15 protein-coding genes are annotated in these 18,839 nt (G+C 38.9%); 12 read left to right on the top strand and 3 right to left on the bottom strand.

Annotated elements, in window-relative coordinates:
* Nucleotides 1-88 precede the first annotated feature (88 nt).
* The 8 genes from AC27JP_RS08855 to AC27JP_RS08820 all read left to right on the top strand — a co-directional run bounded on the left by AC27JP_RS08855 (nt 89) and on the right by AC27JP_RS08820 (nt 12,678).
* Nucleotides 89-1,717: a TldD/PmbA family protein gene (locus tag AC27JP_RS08855; protein ID WP_487114129.1), complete on the top strand. Its 1,629-nt coding sequence runs from the start codon at nt 89-91 to the stop codon at nt 1,715-1,717.
* Between the two features lie 51 nt (nt 1,718-1,768).
* Nucleotides 1,769-3,136 carry a TldD/PmbA family protein gene (locus AC27JP_RS08850; RefSeq protein ID WP_487114127.1) on the top strand — a complete coding sequence of 456 codons (1,368 nt, stop codon included), beginning with the start codon at nt 1,769-1,771 and terminating at the stop codon, nt 3,134-3,136.
* A 67-nt stretch (nt 3,137-3,203) separates the two neighbouring features.
* The gene (locus AC27JP_RS08845) at nt 3,204-3,905 is read left to right on the top strand and encodes a DUF4159 domain-containing protein (protein WP_487114125.1); all 702 of its coding nucleotides are present in this window, start codon (nt 3,204-3,206) and stop codon (nt 3,903-3,905) included.
* Between the two features lie 412 nt (nt 3,906-4,317).
* A complete protein-coding gene (locus AC27JP_RS08840) occupies nt 4,318-5,349 on the top strand; it encodes an AAA family ATPase (protein WP_487114123.1) in 1,032 nt (343 codons plus the stop codon).
* A gap of 15 nt (nt 5,350-5,364) precedes the next feature.
* Complete coding sequence (locus tag AC27JP_RS08835) at nt 5,365-6,294, top strand: DUF58 domain-containing protein (protein ID WP_487114121.1); 930 nt, start codon at nt 5,365-5,367, stop codon at nt 6,292-6,294.
* Complete coding sequence (locus tag AC27JP_RS08830) at nt 6,291-7,967, top strand: BatA domain-containing protein (protein WP_487114119.1); 1,677 nt, start codon at nt 6,291-6,293, stop codon at nt 7,965-7,967. Before AC27JP_RS08835 ends, AC27JP_RS08830 begins: the two co-directional genes overlap by 4 nt.
* Nucleotides 7,967-10,510: a hypothetical protein gene (locus AC27JP_RS08825; RefSeq protein WP_487114117.1), complete on the top strand. Its 2,544-nt coding sequence runs from the start codon at nt 7,967-7,969 to the stop codon at nt 10,508-10,510. The genes AC27JP_RS08830 and AC27JP_RS08825 overlap by 1 nt, the downstream gene beginning before the upstream one ends.
* Nucleotides 10,507-12,678, top strand: a complete 2,172-nt coding sequence (locus tag AC27JP_RS08820) for a hypothetical protein (protein WP_487114115.1) — start codon at nt 10,507-10,509, stop codon at nt 12,676-12,678. The genes AC27JP_RS08825 and AC27JP_RS08820 overlap by 4 nt, the downstream gene beginning before the upstream one ends.
* A gap of 71 nt (nt 12,679-12,749) precedes the next feature.
* Here the strand turns inward: AC27JP_RS08820 and AC27JP_RS08815 are convergent, their stop codons facing one another.
* Nucleotides 12,750-13,997 (bottom strand): MFS transporter, encoded by a 1,248-nt coding sequence (locus AC27JP_RS08815; RefSeq protein ID WP_487114113.1) that lies wholly within the window; start codon nt 13,995-13,997, stop codon nt 12,750-12,752.
* A gap of 379 nt (nt 13,998-14,376) precedes the next feature.
* On the opposite strand from AC27JP_RS08815, the gene AC27JP_RS08810 reads away from it, so the two are divergent.
* From AC27JP_RS08810 to AC27JP_RS08800, 3 genes are all read left to right on the top strand, one after another.
* Complete coding sequence (locus AC27JP_RS08810; protein WP_487114111.1) at nt 14,377-15,093, top strand: response regulator; 717 nt, start codon at nt 14,377-14,379, stop codon at nt 15,091-15,093.
* A 76-nt stretch (nt 15,094-15,169) separates the two neighbouring features.
* A complete protein-coding gene (locus AC27JP_RS08805; RefSeq protein WP_487114109.1) occupies nt 15,170-16,462 on the top strand; it encodes an ATP-binding protein in 1,293 nt (430 codons plus the stop codon).
* 123 nt (nt 16,463-16,585) lie between these two features.
* The gene (locus AC27JP_RS08800; protein ID WP_487114107.1) at nt 16,586-17,119 is read left to right on the top strand and encodes a VC2046/SO_2500 family protein; all 534 of its coding nucleotides are present in this window, start codon (nt 16,586-16,588) and stop codon (nt 17,117-17,119) included.
* 38 nt (nt 17,120-17,157) lie between these two features.
* Here the strand turns inward: AC27JP_RS08800 and AC27JP_RS08795 are convergent, their stop codons facing one another.
* The gene (locus tag AC27JP_RS08795; protein ID WP_487114105.1) at nt 17,158-17,646 is read right to left on the bottom strand and encodes a YchJ family protein; all 489 of its coding nucleotides are present in this window, start codon (nt 17,644-17,646) and stop codon (nt 17,158-17,160) included.
* 162 nt (nt 17,647-17,808) lie between these two features.
* Nucleotides 17,809-18,267: a hypothetical protein gene (locus AC27JP_RS08790; RefSeq protein WP_487114103.1), complete on the bottom strand. Its 459-nt coding sequence runs from the start codon at nt 18,265-18,267 to the stop codon at nt 17,809-17,811.
* A gap of 140 nt (nt 18,268-18,407) precedes the next feature.
* Between AC27JP_RS08790 and AC27JP_RS08785 the strand changes: the two genes are divergently transcribed.
* A complete protein-coding gene (locus tag AC27JP_RS08785; RefSeq protein WP_487114101.1) occupies nt 18,408-18,599 on the top strand; it encodes a hypothetical protein in 192 nt (63 codons plus the stop codon).
* The last annotated feature ends 240 nt before the right edge of the window (nt 18,600-18,839 follow it).

Genomic DNA, 18,839 nt, shown 5'->3' with positions numbered 1-18,839 from the left:
TAAGTTAGCTTAACGCTTAGTGGTTACTTATCAGATAAAAATTAAAATGAATTAAAAGATAAAATAAAAATAAATTGAGGGAAGGGAAATGCAAAGACGTGATTTTATTAAGCTTACCGGCGTAGGTGCTGGTGGGTTAATGTTGCCAATGTCTGGTTTCGCGGTGTCGGCAGATCAACTATTAGATAAGCCAATGGATGTCGCTTATAAGAAGAAACTAGCTGATATTGCTTTAAATGCCGCAAAAGCAAAAGGCGCATCCTATGCTGATGCCCGCATCGGTCGTTATTTAAATCAGTTTGTTACCACACAAGAAACACGGGTTGATAATATCGTTAATACCGAATCGGCAGGCATAGGTATTCGGGTGATTGCTAATGGCACTTGGGGTTTTGCTTCAACGTCAAATATGACGCCAGATAGTGTTGCTAAAACAGCAGAAAAGGCGGTTGCGGTAGCAATGGCAAATTCTAAGTTTCAAACGGTACCTGTGCAGTTAGCGCCAGTAAAAGGTGTTGGCGATGTGACCTGGAATACTCCGATTAAAAAGAATGCTCTAGAAATCCCAATTAAAGATAAAGTCGATTTATTGCTGTCGGTAAATGATGCTGCTATGTCTAATGGCGCTAATTATATTACCTCAGTGTTATTTTTAGTGAATGAGCAGAAATTCTTTGCTTCAACTGATGGCTCATATATTGATCAAGACGTCCACAGATTATGGGCACCATTCTTTGCTACTGCGGTAGGTAAGTCTGGCTTTAAACAACGTACTGGCCTAGGTAACCCTGTTGGTATGGGCTTTGAATATCTAGATGGTAAAGAAGAAGACAAAATTCGTATTAGCGGTGCTAATGTCGGGTATAAAAACTCTTATGACATGCTTGAAGATGCCACCGCTGCCGGTAAGCAATTACAAGCTAAATTAAAAGCGAAATCGGTTGAACCGGGCAAGTATGATCTAGTATTAGATCCAGCACATTTAATGCTAACCATTCATGAATCTGTTGGTCATCCATTAGAGTTAGACCGAGTGTTAGGCTACGAGGCTAACTTTGCTGGCACTAGCTTCGCAACTTTAGATAAATGGCGTAGTGGCAAATTTAACTATGGCTCAGATATAGTTAACTTATTTGCTGATAAAACTCAGCCTTATTCATTAGGCAATGTGGGTTATGATGATGAAGGAGTGAAAACTAAGCAGTGGGATTTAGTTAAAGACGGTACTTTGGTTAACTATCAAGCAATCCGCGATCAAGTGCACATGATAGATCAAAAAGAGTCGCACGGTTGTTGTTATTCTCAAAGCTGGCGCGATGTGCAGTTTCAACGTATGCCAAATGTTTCTCTTAAACCAAATGAAAAAGATTTATCGGCAGACGATGTTATCAAAGATGTTGAAAACGGAATTTATATTGCGGGTCGCGGTTCATTCTCAATCGATCAACAACGTTATAACTTCCAATTTGGCGGGCAATTATTTTTTGAAATTAAAGATGGAAAAATTACCGAGCAAATCGAAGATGTTGCTTATCAATCAAATACCCAGCAGTTTTGGAATAGCTGTTCGCAACTGGCGGGTAAATCTGATTATCGCATCGGCGGTTCATTTTTTGATGGCAAAGGTCAACCTTCGCAAGTTAGTGCGGTGTCTCATGGTTGTCCAACGACACGTTTTAATAATATCAACGTGATCAATACCGCTCGTAAAGTGTAATTTCACTCATATTTGACGATAAAAATAAAGCATAAAAGGAAGCAAAGCGTCATGACAATTTTAACAGAACAACATGCGAAAAAGTTATTACAAAAGGTACTTTCATTTTCCAAAGCCGATGAGTGTGAGTGCAATTTAGATGGCCAAGTAGGTGGCAATATTCGTACCGCACGTAACACGGTATCTACAGCGGGTGAGCAAAGTGATCTAACATTAGCGGTACAATCAACATTTGGTAAGCAAACCGGCGTAGCGACTATTAATGAGTTTGACGATGCCTCATTAATGAAGGTCGTAAAACGCTCTGAGGAACTTGCTCGATTGGCTCCAGAAAACCCAGAGAGCATGCCGTTATTTGGTAAGCAAAAATATGTAAAACCTAAGAGTGCCTTTGATACAACGTCAAATGTAACACCAGATGATCGTGCTCAAGCGGCAGAAGATAGTATTAAACCATCGAAAGCGAATAAATTGGTGTCATCAGGCTTTTTACAAGATGTGACAACTTTTGTGGCTATCATGAATAACAAAGGTTTATTTGCCTATAACAAAGCGACAAATGTTGATTTTACTGTCACCATTCGCACCGAAGATGGTAAAGGTTCGGGTTGGGTAAGCCGTGATTATAGCGATGTAAAACACTTAAACACCAAAAAAGCTTCACAAGTTGCCATTGAAAAATCACTGGGTTCGGTTGATGCAAAAGAAATGGAACCGGGCAAATATACGGTTATTTTAGAGCCTGCGGCAAGCGTACAGTTGTTGAGTAACATGTTTGGCAGTATGAACCAACGTACTGCTGATGAGGGAAGAAGTTTTTTAAGTAAAAAACAGCAAGAAGGCAAAGAGGGCGGCCCGACCAATCGCTTAGGTGAAAAAATGTTTGACGAACGTGTACACATTTATTCAGATCCTATGAATCCTGAAGCACCGACAGCGCCATTTGCCGGCGATGGTCACCGTGTTGAAAAAACTGATTGGATAAAAGAAGGTAAAGTCGTCAATATGCCTAACTCGCCTTATTGGGCTAATAAAACTGGCGTTGAATATAAACCTAGTGCCTACACAGGTTCGGGGTTATTTGGTGGTCCGTCACAAATTATTATGGCGGGGGGCAACGACAGTATTGAAGATATGATCAAGGACACGCGACGCGGTATCTTGGTAACGCGATTGTGGTACATTCGCCCACTTGATCCTCAAACCTTGTTATATACTGGTCTAACACGCGACGGCACATTTTATATCGAGAATGGCAAAATTAAATATCCAATTAAAAATTTCAGGTTTAATGAAAGCCCGATTGTGATGCTTAATAATATTGAGGCCTTAGGTAAGCCACAGCGTATTAATGGTAGTATGATCCCGCCAATGAAAATACGTGACTTTACCTTTAGTAGCCTGTCAGATGCTGTTTAGCTAGGGATAGGAATTAATGATAATGGGGAAGGCGTTAGCAATGCTTCCCCTTAATTTTTAACTATTTATGAATAGACGTAATTTTATTCGTGCCATCTCGTTGTTGTCTGCAGGGACTTTGACCGCACCGATATTACAATTGAACGCACGGCAACAAGTAGACTTTTATTTTACTCGCTTAAGTTATGAGTCGGGTAATTGGGAAGTCGACGAAAGAATGCCCGCCAATGTCTTGAACTCGTTAATCGAATATACAAGTTTACGTGTTGATATTAAAGAGCGCATTGTACCTTTGTCTGATCCTCAAATGCTTACAGCACCGTTTTGCTATTTAGCAGGTCATCGATTAGTGCAGTTTAATGCCGAAGAAAAACAAAACTTTCAACAATATGTTGAAAATGGTGGCTTTGTTTTTGTGGATGATTGTAATCATGATATTGATGGCATGTTCGCGCGTAGCTTTGAGCGACAAATGCGAGATATTTTCGGCGAAAAAGCACTCAATAAAATTCCAAATGATCACCCTATCTACTCGGCATTTTTTAAATTTGATGGTCCACCTAGAACCTCCATTGAGTTAAATGGTTGGGGCGATGATCTTGTGCATAACTATTTAAAAGCCATCGAAATTGATGGTCGTATTGCGGTGCTGTACAGTAACAAAGATTTAGGTTGTGAGTGGGACTATGATTTTCGCAATAAACGTTGGCTCAAAGTCGATAATACCCGATTTGCCGTTAATATCGTGATGTACGCAATGACTAGTTAATGCTAGGGGCTGTTGATCTTTCGAGATTACTTTTGCAGCATTTTGTTGGCTATTTATACAAAGCAGAGGCTTTGTCATGTGGTTATTCCACATAAAAAGGTGATAACGCGGTAAAAATGGCCAACAAACCTTGTCCGAAGGATTCGGCCAAAAGCGCTTTACTCTTTGTTGCCTGCACGATGTTGGTACTTAGCGTGAGCAGGACGCGAAAGCAGTGAGTCGTATTTGCTTACGACTGCATGGACGCAGAAGGTAGCGCGACTCAGGAGATAACGCCGAGAATGACTAGGCTACACAGGACTCGCGGCGATTAAAACGCTTTTATCTCGAACAAAATTTAGTGGCGAAAGAGCAATAGCTCACTAATAACTAGTGAGCTAATTGGTAGAAATATTTTAAAAATGGAACATACATGCAAGAGCAACAAGTAGTCGCATTACTCGATAAGTTGGCACAGGTCGGCGAAGAAGTTGGTAAAGTCATTGTTGGCCAAAAAGAAATTATTGATGAGCTGCTAATCAGTATTTTGGCCGGTGGCCATTGCTTATTGGAAGGTGTACCAGGCTTAGCTAAAACCTTAATGGTCAGTTCATTGTCTAAGGCACTTGAACTTGATTTTAATCGAGTACAATTTACGCCAGACTTGATGCCTAGCGATATTGTCGGTACCGAAATTTTAGAAACCGATCATGAATCAGGTGAACGTTTTTTTAAATTTCAAAAAGGTCCTGTTTTTACCAATATTCTCTTGGCCGATGAAATTAATCGTACCCCTCCTAAAACGCAAGCAGCATTATTAGAGGCAATGCAAGAGCGCCGAATTAGTTATGCCGGCACAAGTTACGATTTGCCGCAGCCATTTTTTGTCTTAGCGACACAAAACCCGGTCGAGCAAGCTGGGACTTATCCGTTACCTGAAGCACAACTTGACCGGTTTTTAATGTTTATTAGAGTTGGCTACCCAACTGAACAAGAAGAAATTGAAATTCTAAGGCGGACAACCGGTAATAATGATGTTGAACTTTCAACCGTGCTCAGTGCTGAGGAGATTATTGCCCTACAGGGCTTGGTTCGTAGTGTTACCGTGTCAAATGAATTGCTAACCTATGCCGCTAATTTGGCTCGTGCAACACGACCAGAGCATGATGACAACGGAGAAAATACTACCGCACGAAAAGAACCTTTATGTCCGAGTGTTGTTGAGCATGTCCGCTGGGGAGCTGGACCAAGAGCAGGGCAAGCGTTAATACTCTGTGCAAAAGCACGCGCATTAATGCTCGGTCGTTATGCGCTTAGCATTGCCGATATTCAATTTGTCGCGCCGGCAGTGCTGAGACATAGAATTTTAGTAAACTTCCAAGCTGAAGCATTAAATATTACGGCAGATAAGGTTATTGAAGACTTGTTGGCATTTGTTGCCGCTCCTGCCAGTCTATTGCGATAACATAGGTCATTGCCGGTGCAACAACCATATTTCGACGCCAAAACCCTACTACGTGTTAAAGATCTTCCCTTAGTTATTAAAACGTTAGCGCAAGGGTTTTTACTTGGTCTGCATGCGAGTCAACAACGTGGCGTTGGTATTGAGTTTAGCCAATTTAGGGCGTATGAGCCGGGTGATGAATTAAGTAAAATTGATTGGAAATTATTTGCCCGCTCAGATAAATATTTTGTTAGAGAAGCTGAGCGAGAGAGTGATGTCAATGTTTGGCTGGTTATTGATTGTAGTGAGTCAATGCTGCAACAATCTATTGCTGGCCAAAATCTACCTCAGGCGTCGAATATTGGCCGCTGGAATAAGTTGCAATACGCTCGCTATTTAGCGGCGACTATAGCTTATTTAGCGCAACGACAGGGAGATGCCGTCGGTCTTTTAGCACTATCAAGCAAACATCAGCAACAAATTACTGCGTTACCCGGTGAGCGACATTGGCAAAAGTTATTGTTAGCTTTAACGCAATTGCAAGCTAGTGGCACATTTCCAGACACTAAGTCTATTTTGCAGCAACTAAATTCGGTTCGTAAAAACGGTTTGGTTGTGGTTATTAGTGATTTTCATCAGTCTAATGATGAGTTACTGACATTAACCTCAAAGTTGAGCAATCGTCATACTGATGTGGTTGCTTTTCATTTAGATAGTCATGATGAGATCCATTTTCCTTATCAAGGAATGGTGAATTTTCAAGACTTGGAAACCGGTGAGCAGCGTAATGTTTCGGGCAAGCAAGTACGCAGCAGCTATTTGGAAAATAAACAGCGCGTGATTGAACAATTAAAAGCTCGGTTATCAGTACAAAATGTACAATATTTTAACGCCAATATTGATCAAGCTCTTGATCAAATGTTGGTTGATTTTCTCCACACAAGAACTCGGGGAAGTCGCAAATGAACACCGGTTTTTTCTCCTTTCTTGTCGTACAAAATCCAGTCGCATTATTTACCTTACTCGCGTTATTGCTGCCGTTATTACTGCATTTAATTAGTAAAGCTAAGCCGATACTGATTAAATTTGCCAATATCAAACTCATTGAGCCGTTACCGCCAAAAAGCATGCGTAATTTCCGCCTAACTGAGTTTTGGCTATTGTTGTTACGCTTACTAGTACTTTTGCTTTCTATATTACTTTTAGCACAAGTTATGATTAAGCAGCCGTTAATTGCCAGTGAAGAAGTTTATGTTGTTAGTCATGATTGGCTAGATAGCAGTGATGACGTTGAACGACAACAATTATTAAGCCTCAGTTCTAATCAAGTAATTTATTTGTTAGCTGAAAATACTGAACCGATCACAGCCAGACAAGTATTGAATTGGCCAAAAATGAGCTATGTTGATGATGAAAAAGCAAAGGTATTGTCGCGAGGAACATTACTTCTGCATTTGGAATATTTTAGCCGTTCATTAGCAGATAAAACGCGTATTAAGTTATTTGTTACTGATCGAGTCAGTGAATACTACAATGGTGATAGCTTTCAAAAGCTGACGATAAGTAATGCTATTGATTGGCAAATAAAGCCTATAACTGTTAATCATCAAGCATTATTTAACGAGGCTATGAAGATCGTTATTGTTTACGATAAAGACCGTGAGTCAAATTTAAAGTATTTCCAGCAAGCATTTAAATTAATTAAAGAGCGCATAGCACCAAAATTAGAGTTAAGACATTTTTTAAATGAAGGACTAGAAAACTCATCTCGCTATCAACAAGTATTGCAAACTCAACCTGATTGGTTATTTCATTTGAGCTCTAAGGATATCGATCCAAATACCCTTGTTGCAATGGTCGAGGGAGGCAGTATTTTTGTTGACGCAAAATTTGCTGATGCGAATTTAATGTTAGCGAAATTTATCACCATTAATAACAATGTTACTGACTTACCAACAACTGAAAGCTTGTTTTATCAACGAGCGTTACCTTTAGAGGTAATGAGCAAACTTAATGATAAAAATGTCAACCAAACTATTGGTCAAAACACGGAAGTACTTTGGCAGTACCAAGGACAAAATGGTGCTGTGCTGACTATGCTGATTAAGTCGACGGTTAGTGAGCTTAATACAACAAGTAAAAATACGACTAACGAGCAAGCACAAAAGAGAGCGCAAACCCAAGCGCGACAAGAGCACCACACACGCTATATTTACCAATTTTATTCACGGTTTTCGCCATCGTGGAGTAACTTATTAGTCACTAAGCAATTCCCGGTGCTGTTACAAAATTTGTTGTTTGAGCAATGGCGCAAAGAGCAGTTTATCGCCCAGCAAACTCTCTCTCAAGATCAAATAATTCAATTGCTTGAAAGCCGGCAAGTGGCAAATGCAACGACTTCTAATAGATTCGCTAACGATAGCATTGAGCTTTTTAATAGTGCCGCGGCGGCAATTGCGCAGTTACAACATAGCAGTGACTATTGGCGAGAAGTTTTAGTTTTTTTATTGGTTTTATTATTGGCGCTAGAGCGGATAGTAAGTGAAATGTCGCGAACAAAATCGTATCCGGAAAGTAAAGCTCGAAAAGTAGCTGATGTTCTCGCTGAAAAGTCAAACGCAGCCGAGGTTATCGATTAATGTCTAGTGCCGGTGCGCAACAAGCTTTACAACATCATGACTCAAATAATGCTGTCTTAGATAAGCAGAAAATGGCTGTTATTGAACAGCTAGAATTTGTGCTAAGTCGTTGGCGACGTAAAGCTATACAACAACAAATTTTACAATTTTTACCTAAGTTTTTTGCCCTTGTTATCAGCGTTCTATTTTTGTTGGTGGTGATAGAATTTTTAACTTTGCAAAATGCTGTTGTCGCACTTTTGCCGGCATTTATTCTTGGAGCATTAACAAAATTGCTTTGGGTATTTGGCAGTGAAGCATATCAGAACATCACGCTAACTAATCTTATTGTTGAACTTAATCAGCACTTTACTGAGTTGGAAGATAGCGCTCAATTGCTATTATTAGAACATCAACAGTTATTGCCGTTAGAAAAATTACAATATCGCAAAGTATTAGCTGCAATTGATGATGTCTTAGCGCAACAAGCGCAAGTTAATTACGCTGATTTATCACCAACTTTTAACCAAGGTCAATTTATCTTTGCTAATTGCATTCTGGCTGTTGTTATTATTATCTTCACTGTGATTGAAGTTTTTCAGTTACTTGAACAACCAAAATCTTGGTTTCAAGCTAATACCGACATAGAGGTTAGTAAAGTAGAATCCAGCCAAGTACATGAGAATCATCCCCCTGTTGATATTTTATCACAGCAAGTAATTATTGAGCCGCCGAGATATAGCCTGATGAAGGGGCAGCAAGAAAAATTAGTCTCAGAATCGCTTGATATTGATACGTTGGCAGGCAGCAATGTCAGTTGGGTATTCAATTTTTCTGAGCATAAGGTAAATTATTTTATTGTGTTTTCTAATAGTGAACGTCAACAATTAATTAAGCACAAAGATGGCAGTTATCGTTATAAGGTTAAGCTAAGCACTAGCATGGTTTATCATTTAGCCGTCGACAATCAAGCGACTAAAGTGTCTGACAAATTTACCGAAATTCATCATATAAAATTAACTGCAGATAAAGCGCCTAAAATACGCTTTATTTCACCAAAAAACACTGTTACTGAGTACGGTAAAAATAGCCAGCCGACGCTAACCGCTGAAGTGCAAATTTCTGACGACTTTGCCGTTGCAGAAGTTGAAATTCTAGGTTCAATCGCTAAAGGCTCAGGTGAAGGGGTTAAATTTAGAGATCAAAGCTTTACCTTCGATAGCAATGAATTGGTTGAAGGCAAGGCTCATTATTACAAAAATTGGTCATTAGCAGATTTAGGCATGGAGCCAGGAGATGAACTGTATTTTAGTGTTTTGGCAAATGATAATCGCGAACCTTTAAGTCAGCAAACACGTTCGGCAACAAAAATTATACGCTGGTTAGAAGAAGAACAAGTTGGTATTAATGCCGACGGAATTTTAATTGATTTTATGCCGGAATATTTTAAGAGCCAACGGCAAATTATTATTGAAACTATCGAGCTTATCGAAGATAAAGAAGATTTACAGCTTGAAAAATTTACCGAAACTTCTGAGCTCTTGGGTGTCGCACAAAGCTCGTTAAAGGAAAAGTATGGCCAGTATTTAGGTGATGAGTTTGAAGGTCAGCATAGTGTTGGAGTAACTTTTGATAATAACCATAGTGATGAAGGCCAGCAACGTCCTCAAGTGCAAGTTCATGATGAACATGGTGGTACTAATGCTGTGATCACTAGTGAGCAGCATGAAAATGTTGATAGTCATGACGCTGATCACGACGAGTTACATCAAAGCAATAGTGGTGATATTTCAGGGCGTATGGCGCTTATTAATCGCTATGGCCATAACCATGAAGACAGTGATGTTGGCGTTATGACTAGCCAAGATCCGAAAGCGCTAATGAAAAAAAGCTTAGCCAACATGTGGCAGGCGGAATTACATTTAATGCTATCAGAGCCGGAGCTTGCTCTACCTTTTGAGCAAGAAGCACTTAGGTTATTAAAACTAGCAAAAAAAGCTGAACGTATTTATGTGAAACGTTTAGGCTTTGAACCGCCGCCGGTAACAGAGCAGCGTCGTTATCAAGGTGAGCAAACTGATATTTTAAATCACACAATGCAAGTTGCTAGCTTCGACACTAGCCAGCTATCAAATCAAACCCAGCTCGCTTTTCGCAATTTTTTAAAGCGGCTAAATCAATATGGCCAAGCGATAAGGCTCGAGCAAACAAATTTGGCTACTATCACACCGTTAGCCAATAACAGCGTTGAACTATCAAATAATTATGCTGAAGGTGTGTTAACTTTGGCTGAAATAGCATTAGTTGAAAAGGTGAAAGCAGGCATTGAATTACTGCTAGATAAGCGACCTGCGTTGGTGGAAGCATTGGCGGTGATTGAACGCATATTGCTGGAACGACGGTTGACGTTATCTCGTTGTGATAATTGTTTGCAACTTTTAACGGTAAAACTGGAGCAATTGATACCACAAGCTACGTCTGCACCGTTTATTACTCCTCAAAGTTATTTCGAACAACAGCCTTTAGTTGAAAGCTACGGTGAATTTTTACAGGAGCAATTGTGATTGCTTCTTTAATTGGTGATTATCGTTTGAGCATTGTAAGCTCAACACATTGGCTGCTACTGCTAATAGCAGCTATCGGTTTAGTGACAAGCTGTGTGTTAATTTATCGCCGTTTTACTCGTGAATTGCCTCGCGAGAGTCGCCAAGTCAGTAACTTGAGCTTAAATAAAAAAGTGCATTTATTTTTTCTGATGGTTGGCAATATTGCTGCCTTTGTTAGTGTATTGCTCTTTGTTTTACCATTTGAAGCAAAAATTCAAACATCATCATATGATCTATTACTCACGCCTGGCTTGCATCTTGAAAAAGATAGTGGTGAATTTAATATTCCTAATACGGATAGTGAGCAAATACAGCAGCAATTTGAATCGGCGGAACAGATCTGGTTACTGGTTGAAGAAAATGCGGCTGACAATAGTGACGCATTGAATCAATGGTTAGTTCAGCATTATCAAGACAAAGTCATGGTTATTAGGTCAATACAGGAGTTAACGACGTTTTGGCTGCAAAAAGACCGTCAGCAGAGTAAACATTTTGTGGATAACAAAGTACCACCATTAGTGAAAGTTTTCGGAGATGGTTTAACAAGTGCGCAATGGCAACACTTAAGCGCATTTAATCACTCCAATAAAGATGATGTTGCTCTAGGTAAAAATAGCGCCGATAAAACAAATGAAATAGCATTTGAATTTACGGCTGCTAAGCGCAAGTTAGGCTTAATTGATTTAACTTGGCCAAAGCAATTATCACTTGGTCAAGCACTGACCGTAACGGGGAAATTACAGCAGCCCGCTGATGATAATCGTCAATTTCAGTTAAGTTTAGTGAATAATGCTACCGAATTAGACAGTATGATTATTCAAGGAAATGAAAGGTTCTCGTTGACAGCGGCCAGTAAATTTTCGGGAATATTTAACTATCAAATATTGCTGCGTGAGTTACCAGCAAGTGCGACCAAGCAAAGCCACATTCAAGCAATCAGTGAAGATATCGCTTTTAGTGTTGATGATGGCAGTCGCTTACGTGTACTGATCAAGCAATCCTCGCCTTCATTTGAAACTAGACGTATAAAGCAATGGCTTAGTCAAGCAAATAGTCGCGTTCAGCTGATCAGCAAGATCAGCGAAAATAATTGGGCTCAACAAAAAGTAAATAGCAATGAGAAAGATGTTACTAGTACTGAGCCATTAGCTAGCAGTTCGAAAGTTGCAGAAGCCGCTATGGTGTCACATTTGTTGAGCGAAAGTTTATTAATCGATAATGATATTTTAATAATAGACAGTAGGATGTTATACGCCTTAGCAGATATGGAAATTGATGCCATATATAAAGCGGTTTTAAATGGTTTAGGCCTGCTTATTATTGCGGATAGCAGTTTGATACAAGATAAAAATTTACTAACTGAGCAATATCAAAAATTATTGAAATATTTTGAACTGGCTGCAGGCGATAACCCCAATGAGCAAGTTGTGGTGCAATGGCCGGAAAAAGCTAACATTGAAGGTAATGAAGAAATCATTGCATTGTCGTCGTCAATTAATATCAAGCCGAAATTGGGGCAGAGCATTATTGAATCGACAACCGGTAAAGCTTTAGTTGTTAAGCAGTCATTAGGATTAGGTGCTGTTGCGATATCAACATTAAGCGAAACCTATCAATGGGCTTTGGAAATGCCCCCAGCATTTTATAGCCAATATTGGCAGTATCTTTTGTCAACAATATCTCGCGGCGATACTAGCACACGTTGGCTAGTGCCTATGTCAGCAAGGTTTAATAAGATAAATCAGCAGCAAAATATTTGTTTGGTTTCGTCAAATGCTCAGGTTTATGCTAATGAAGTGAAGCTCAGCCAATATCCTTTATCTCAACATCAAAAGTGCGGGCTGTTTTTAACGCAGCAGAAGGGCTGGTATCAGTTTACTGCGCTGTCAGAGCCACAACGGATATTAGCTGAGCAGATGCGCTATTACTATGATGAGGCAGATTTTCTTGCTTGGCAGCAGGCTGAAAAAATACGCGCCAGTAAACGCAATGTCGAAAATTTACGGCCTAAACAATATGCTAGTCATGCCAATGATTATGATCAGGTGAACAAATTCTACCTTTGGTGTTTTTTGTTTTTATCGTTAGCAATATTGTGGATTGAACGTAAATGGCAAACAGGGTAACAATAAAACCTCGGTTTAATACAACACTAGGTATTAATTCAGGTGATACACATTCAAATCACAGTTCGAGATTATCTTTGACTAAAGTGCAGGTCTATTGTGGCAATAATCAGCAATATTGCCCCAAAAATTATCGCCCAGTGCGAGCCTATTAAGGCTAATAAACTACCGATAAGCGCAATAAGAACATTGGCTAGACTAAAAGTTGTTGTTATTAACCCCATCAACTGGCCTTGCTCAATATCAGCATATTGTTCTGAAATATAAACCGGGAGCAAGCCGTTAAAAATAGCGATAGCGATCCCTGTTAAAGCATAAATTGGCCAAACCGATTGCGATGATAATATTGGATGTAAGCAAAAAAGCACTGCCATCAAAGCCATGCCAACAATTGAGCCAAACTTTAACCCTAATAGATATTTTAACTGTTTGACAAAAAATACACTGGTAATGGTCATAAATAGTGTTAAGACAACCGTAAGGTAGCCGATTAAGGCACTAGAGTAATTAAACTTCTCTACCAGCCAAAGCGGGTAAAATTCATAATAGGCATTCAAACCTAGCGTTGCTAGCAAATAGATAAAGAAGATCCGTCTGATGTTTTTATTTGCTAATAACGCGAAAGAGTTTTGTTTTGAGAACAAAGATGAAAAATTATGTACTTTCGTTGACGCTGGTAAATTATCGGCGGTTAATAATGCACTAACGCAGATGATTGCCACCAGGATAGCAATGGCAGCAGAATAAAATACCGTATCAAGGCCATAAATTGCCAATAAACCGCCAGCAAGAGGACCTAATAGCCAGCCAATATAACCGGTAGCGTTAACTAAGTTGAAGGTATAGGTTTTATCTAGGGTCGGTGATAAGTCGACAGCGACTGCCTTGGCAATGCTAATGTTGCCGGAGAAAATGCCCGTGATAAACCGTGCCAGAACAAATAGCAGAAAGTTCTCTGCCAATACCGCCATTGCTGACAGTAGGTAGCTAATAACCGTTAACACTAAGGTAATAATCAAGACTTTTTTGCGACCATAAAGTCCGGAAGCTGCGCCTATCACTGAGCTGCCCAAAATCACGCCCAACGGATAGATTGCCAAAATAATGCCTAATAGTATTTTACTAGGTAAGTTGGCAAATGTTGTTAAGGCGTTAACTTCGTTGAGAAATATTGGTGCTAACACCGGATAAGGCAGAGCAATACCCGCGCTGCTAAAAAGTACCACTAGCATCACTGCGAATAATGCCTTTTTCGCTTTTAATTCTGCCAATTTTGTTGAACTTGTAGCAATTTCTTTATTTGTGACAGGGAGGCTCATAGTAATGAATACTTATAGTCGGAATATGCAGTGAATATGTCCTCTATTCTGAGTTATCTTTACATCTATGTAAAGTTTTAAGTTTATATATTGGTTAGGCAAAATAAATTATTTTGAATTCTGTGAAAAAACATAATAAAACTCAGCTTGTTAGCTAATATGTAATTAAGTGTAATTGCTAGGTAATAAGTTGTACTATTGCAGTAACACCTTGTACATGGCGTTGTTAATTAACAATAAACATTTTAAGCTAGTCACCATTAAAGCAAATCATACTTTCGATGGGCATTGTTTCTTGATGTAAGGTCATAGCAGTTATACTGCAAACATAACCATGAAATAGCTGTAAAAAACAGCATAATAAAGTAGGAGCAAGTTTATGTCAGATAGTAAATCATCAGTTAAGAAGATTTTACTCGTAGAGGATGACCGTCAGTTGTCGGATTTAGTCTCTGAGTTTCTAGAGAGCGAAGGCTATCACGTTAAACAAGAGTTTAGAGGTGATTCGGTTGAAAAGCGCGTTGAAAAATTTGCCCCCGATCTGATTATTCTCGATATTATGCTACCCGGTAAAGATGGTTTTGCGGTATGTAAAGATTTGCGCCCAGAGTTTAAAGGTCCTATTTTAATGCTGACAGCAAAAGGTACTGATTTTGATCAGGTGCTAGGTTTGGAAATAGGTGCCGATGATTACGTGATTAAACCGGTTGAACCGCGCGTTTTACTCGCGCGCGTTAACGCACTATTACGTCGAGGCCAGTTACCTAGTGATGGTAAAGAAAATGCAGAAATAGAATGTGGTCAACTGCATATTAGCCGTGGTTCACGACAAGTAACTCTGCATGGTGAAAACGTTGATTTAACTAGTCAGGAGTTTGATTTACTTTGGTTATTAGCAAGTCGTTCAGGTGAAGTACAAAACCGAGACTATATCTATAAAGCGGTTGTTGGTCGCGAATATGATGGTATGGACCGAAGTGTTGATGTCCGTATATCTCGTCTGCGTAAAAAGCTTCATGATAGTAACGAAACACCATTTCGAATTAAAACCATTTGGGGACAAGGTTATTTATTTGTTCCCGATGCTTGGAATTAAGCATTTTCCCACTATATAAACCGGTGAATAATAGCAATTATTTTCCGGTTTTAATTTCTTTTTTCTAGGTATCTTGATGAAACTTGGTCGTTCCTTTTTTAGCTTATATTTTTTGATAATATCTATCTTCATCGTGTTTTCTTGGATGCTTGATGAAGTTTGGAGTTCATATCTTGAGCAAGATATAGAGTCATATACTGGTTATAAAAGCATGCTTTTTGCGCTTTCTAATTATTTAGAAAAGCACCCAGAAGATGAATGGCAAGAAATAATTTCTGGTGCGGCTGAGCAATGGCAAATGCCATTGAAATTGATGTCCGAGCAGGAAGTAATGCAAATTAGCCACCAAGATCATGATGTTATCAGTGAAGAGAATACTCATATTTATTATGATAACGACGCGGTAGAAATACATCATCGGCTTGAAAATAAAAATTCAGTTATTGTTTTAGGGCCTGCTAAAATGCCGACGCGGCCACGAGCTGAGGCGTTAGTTCGTGTTATTTTGTTAGCTAGCTTGGCGTGTTTGCTTTTCTTTTGGTTGCGGCCATTATCACGAGATTTAGATCAACTTCGAAAAAGTGCCGTTGAGTTTGGCCAAGATAGTTTTGATGTTGAAGTACCAAAAGCAAAATCGACTATGACAGCTCCTATGTTTATTGCTTTCAATTCAATGGCTAGTCGAATAAAACGCTTAATAGATGCCCATAAAGAATTGTCTACGGCAGTGGCTCATGAGTTAAGAACACCACTAGCGCGCTCTAAGTTTGCATTGCAAATGCTGGAGTGTACCGAAGATAAAGAAAAACAAGAAAAATATCGCAATGCTATTAGCCAAGATATTTGTGAGTTAGAGCAGTTAATCAGTGAAATGCTAATTTATGCCAGTTTCGATAATGATAAACCTGAGCTTAATTTTACCCAAGAGTCAGTAACTGAAATTGTTCAACAGCAAATCAATAATTACCAACAGTTTGAACAAAACATTACCATTAACAACGGCATTGGAAATAGTAGAGTCGATGTTGATCGCCACTTTATTAGTCGAGCATTAAACAATTATATCTCTAATGCCATTAAGTACGGCAATGGCGAGATAGACATTTCTATTGTGCAGAGTGAGAATAATTGTCAAATTCGTGTGACTGATAACGGTGAAGGGGTTTGTGACGACTTTAAATGTACCATATTTGATGCTTTTTCCCGTGGTGATATTTCAAGAAATCGTGAAACGGGTGGCTTCGGCCTAGGTTTAGCTATTGTTTGTCGGATCATGGAATGGCATGGTGGTAGTGCTTCAGTTGTTGATGGTAAAAATGGTGGTGCTTGCTTCGTTTTATCTTGGCCCATGAAGCAAACCTCAGTATAGTGATGCAAAAGTAGTCAATTCATTGTAAATATTAAATAAATTTACTTTATTTTAATATTTTATCTAAAGAAAGCTAGTTTCAAGCCGATACTTATTACACGAGTGGTAACTAAGTAGAAAATTTTGGCTGTAGACGCTTTATCAAATGACATTCTGATCCATGAACTTCAATTAGGCGAGCAGCTTAATGAAAGTGTTCATAGTGAGCGTCGTTCTGATTTTTCATTAATGTTAGCCATGCTCACTAATGACGTTCGCGCCCACAGCCAATTCAAATTACCACGTTCAGAAACGCCTGAAAAAATCACCTCAACTGAACTCTTAAGAAAAGAGTTGCAACTCCCTGACGAAGCGCCTTTAGCACTAGCTGAAATGGTAGAACTTAGCTCGTTTAACCAAGCGGAACTTATTGAAAAGCAACAATTAGACCATTTAAGGTTAGCAAATACCTTGCAGCCTAAGCCGTTAGCGTTTCGTGATGATGCAAAGCATATTGAGCAGCAAGTACTGGCAAATACTAGCTTATATTGTCAGCAAAAACATGAGCAACAAAACTTAACTCAAGCGGATAAAAGGGCTGATTTTAACGCTAAAGCTTGGCTAAATGCCGTTCAGTCAACCATAGTTAAAGCACCGTTAATGCAAGCCTATGCTTAACGGTATTGTGAGTTAGGTAAACGCACAGACCTTCTATATTAAAAAGATTTCGCGCAGCATTGCTTAAATTTTTTCTTGCTACCACAAAAACACAAGTCATTACGTTTAGGTTTGTTGATTTCAGTACTGTCTGAAACTTCGCCATCTAGATAACGCCACTGTTCATTTTCCATAACGAAATTAGAATTTTCGCGCATTTGCCAAATTTGCCCTTGATGTAGATAGAAAGCAGAGAACTCTACTTGGGGATTACTATTTTCTATTAAATTATCTTGCACATTGCTGGTGTGATGAATGACCAGTTTTAGCCATTTTGTTTCACTCGCCCAGTGTGCAATATCGTCGATAGATTGAGATTTTTGGCTGCTACAGGCATAGGTGTGAAAAATATATTCAGCTTGCTTTGTTGCATAGGCTGAATAACGGGAGCGCATGAGTTGCTCTGGTGATTCGGCGATAATGCTTCGGCTAATAAGCATTTGGCAACATTGGCTAAATGCTTGCTCTGAGCCGCATGGACATAACATGTATGCATCCTGTAAAACTTTAAAAGGGCGAGTTTATCATAGCCGATAACAGGCTTTAATCTTTAATGTATTTGCTGGCAATGTGCTGCAAGGCAACATTTGTTAAAAGAGCAGGTGTTCAACATGTAATTTCACTATTCAATGGCCATATTTATAGCGTGATTAGTGTAGCTTTGTTGTCGTTTGCTGTAAGACAATACATTGTGTTTTTCCTAAGCTAGCACAGCTGGAAAGTTCACTCATTTCCACTGGACTAAATTGTGCATTCGATAAGATTATTGCCGAACAATTTCCTTTCAATAGTGTTCTTTTTATGTGCTCAAGGTTGATATTTACTTTGTTCGCATTCACTTTTAGTATTTTCTCTGGCTTAATTTTACCCATAGTTGAAAGCTGATCTAGAGATTCATTTTCAGGGTTGATCATTAAAATCCACTTGCCATCAACCTGATGACTTTGACAAATATTTTGGTATTTTTCAGATAAATCTACAGCACTAGTTACGTGAATAATATTGCACCACCGCTTGTTACTAACAATAGAGGATGGCGTTTTTATCATTGAACTTCTAACTAAGTTGTTGTTATTTAGTTTTAAATTTAACTTATTAATATTCATCATAGCTTTCACCTCGATATACTGTATGCATGTACAGTATATCGATTGTGCTGCTAATTCAAGCATTATTTGAAATATTTTTTGTTTTTAAATTTGCATGGTCTATATTTTATAGTCAGCAAATTAAAATGGAGTTTTGGTCAATGAAATCTCAAGGAGCAATTAATATCAGTGTCGCTGAGGTGAAAAGTTCGTTAGATGATATTCAGTCGATAGTGCTAAACGAAAGCTGTTCGCATGAAACATTAATGCGATTAAGATATGCACTTGCCGATATAAATGAAGAAGTGAATATGTTGAGTAATGTCATGCAAATGGAAACAACAAATAACTAATTCAATTGTTATTCGTATATCAAAGGCAATACCAGCACTCATTAAATTCGGCGGACAATATCAAGCTCTTAAGCTATATAGCGTCCAGTAACTGAATTTTCAGAGCAAAAATACTCACTGCCACGTCTTTACGTTATTAATCAACCGAAGTAATAAAGCCACTTTCTTTTATATCATGCGCCATGCGTGCCGTTATTTCTCATCTAACACCTTTATTCTTTTTGTTTAAATTAGGGTTAG

The organism is Colwellia sp. SU-HH01172, assembly GCF_057553355.1.
Note: the sequence above shows the minus strand (reverse complement) of the source record. Positions and strands in the feature narration are given on the sequence as shown.

What these genes read in the sequence shown, in the direction of transcription:
- AC27JP_RS08830 (WP_487114119.1), top strand. Translation starts at nt 6,291, where the DNA reads ATGAACACCGGTTTTTTCTCCTTTCTTGTCGTACAAAATCCAGTCGCA.
- AC27JP_RS08845 (WP_487114125.1), top strand. Translation starts at nt 3,204, where the DNA reads ATGAATAGACGTAATTTTATTCGTGCCATCTCGTTGTTGTCTGCAGGG.
- AC27JP_RS08850 (WP_487114127.1), top strand. Translation starts at nt 1,769, where the DNA reads ATGACAATTTTAACAGAACAACATGCGAAAAAGTTATTACAAAAGGTA.
- AC27JP_RS08825 (WP_487114117.1), top strand. Translation starts at nt 7,967, where the DNA reads ATGTCTAGTGCCGGTGCGCAACAAGCTTTACAACATCATGACTCAAAT.
- AC27JP_RS08785 (WP_487114101.1), top strand. Translation starts at nt 18,408, where the DNA reads ATGAAATCTCAAGGAGCAATTAATATCAGTGTCGCTGAGGTGAAAAGT.
- AC27JP_RS08790 (WP_487114103.1), bottom strand. Translation starts at nt 18,267, where the DNA reads ATGATGAATATTAATAAGTTAAATTTAAAACTAAATAACAACAACTTA.
- AC27JP_RS08805 (WP_487114109.1), top strand. Translation starts at nt 15,170, where the DNA reads ATGAAACTTGGTCGTTCCTTTTTTAGCTTATATTTTTTGATAATATCT.
- AC27JP_RS08810 (WP_487114111.1), top strand. Translation starts at nt 14,377, where the DNA reads ATGTCAGATAGTAAATCATCAGTTAAGAAGATTTTACTCGTAGAGGAT.
- AC27JP_RS08815 (WP_487114113.1), bottom strand. Translation starts at nt 13,997, where the DNA reads ATGAGCCTCCCTGTCACAAATAAAGAAATTGCTACAAGTTCAACAAAA.
- AC27JP_RS08855 (WP_487114129.1), top strand. Translation starts at nt 89, where the DNA reads ATGCAAAGACGTGATTTTATTAAGCTTACCGGCGTAGGTGCTGGTGGG.
- AC27JP_RS08840 (WP_487114123.1), top strand. Translation starts at nt 4,318, where the DNA reads ATGCAAGAGCAACAAGTAGTCGCATTACTCGATAAGTTGGCACAGGTC.
- AC27JP_RS08795 (WP_487114105.1), bottom strand. Translation starts at nt 17,646, where the DNA reads ATGTTATGTCCATGCGGCTCAGAGCAAGCATTTAGCCAATGTTGCCAA.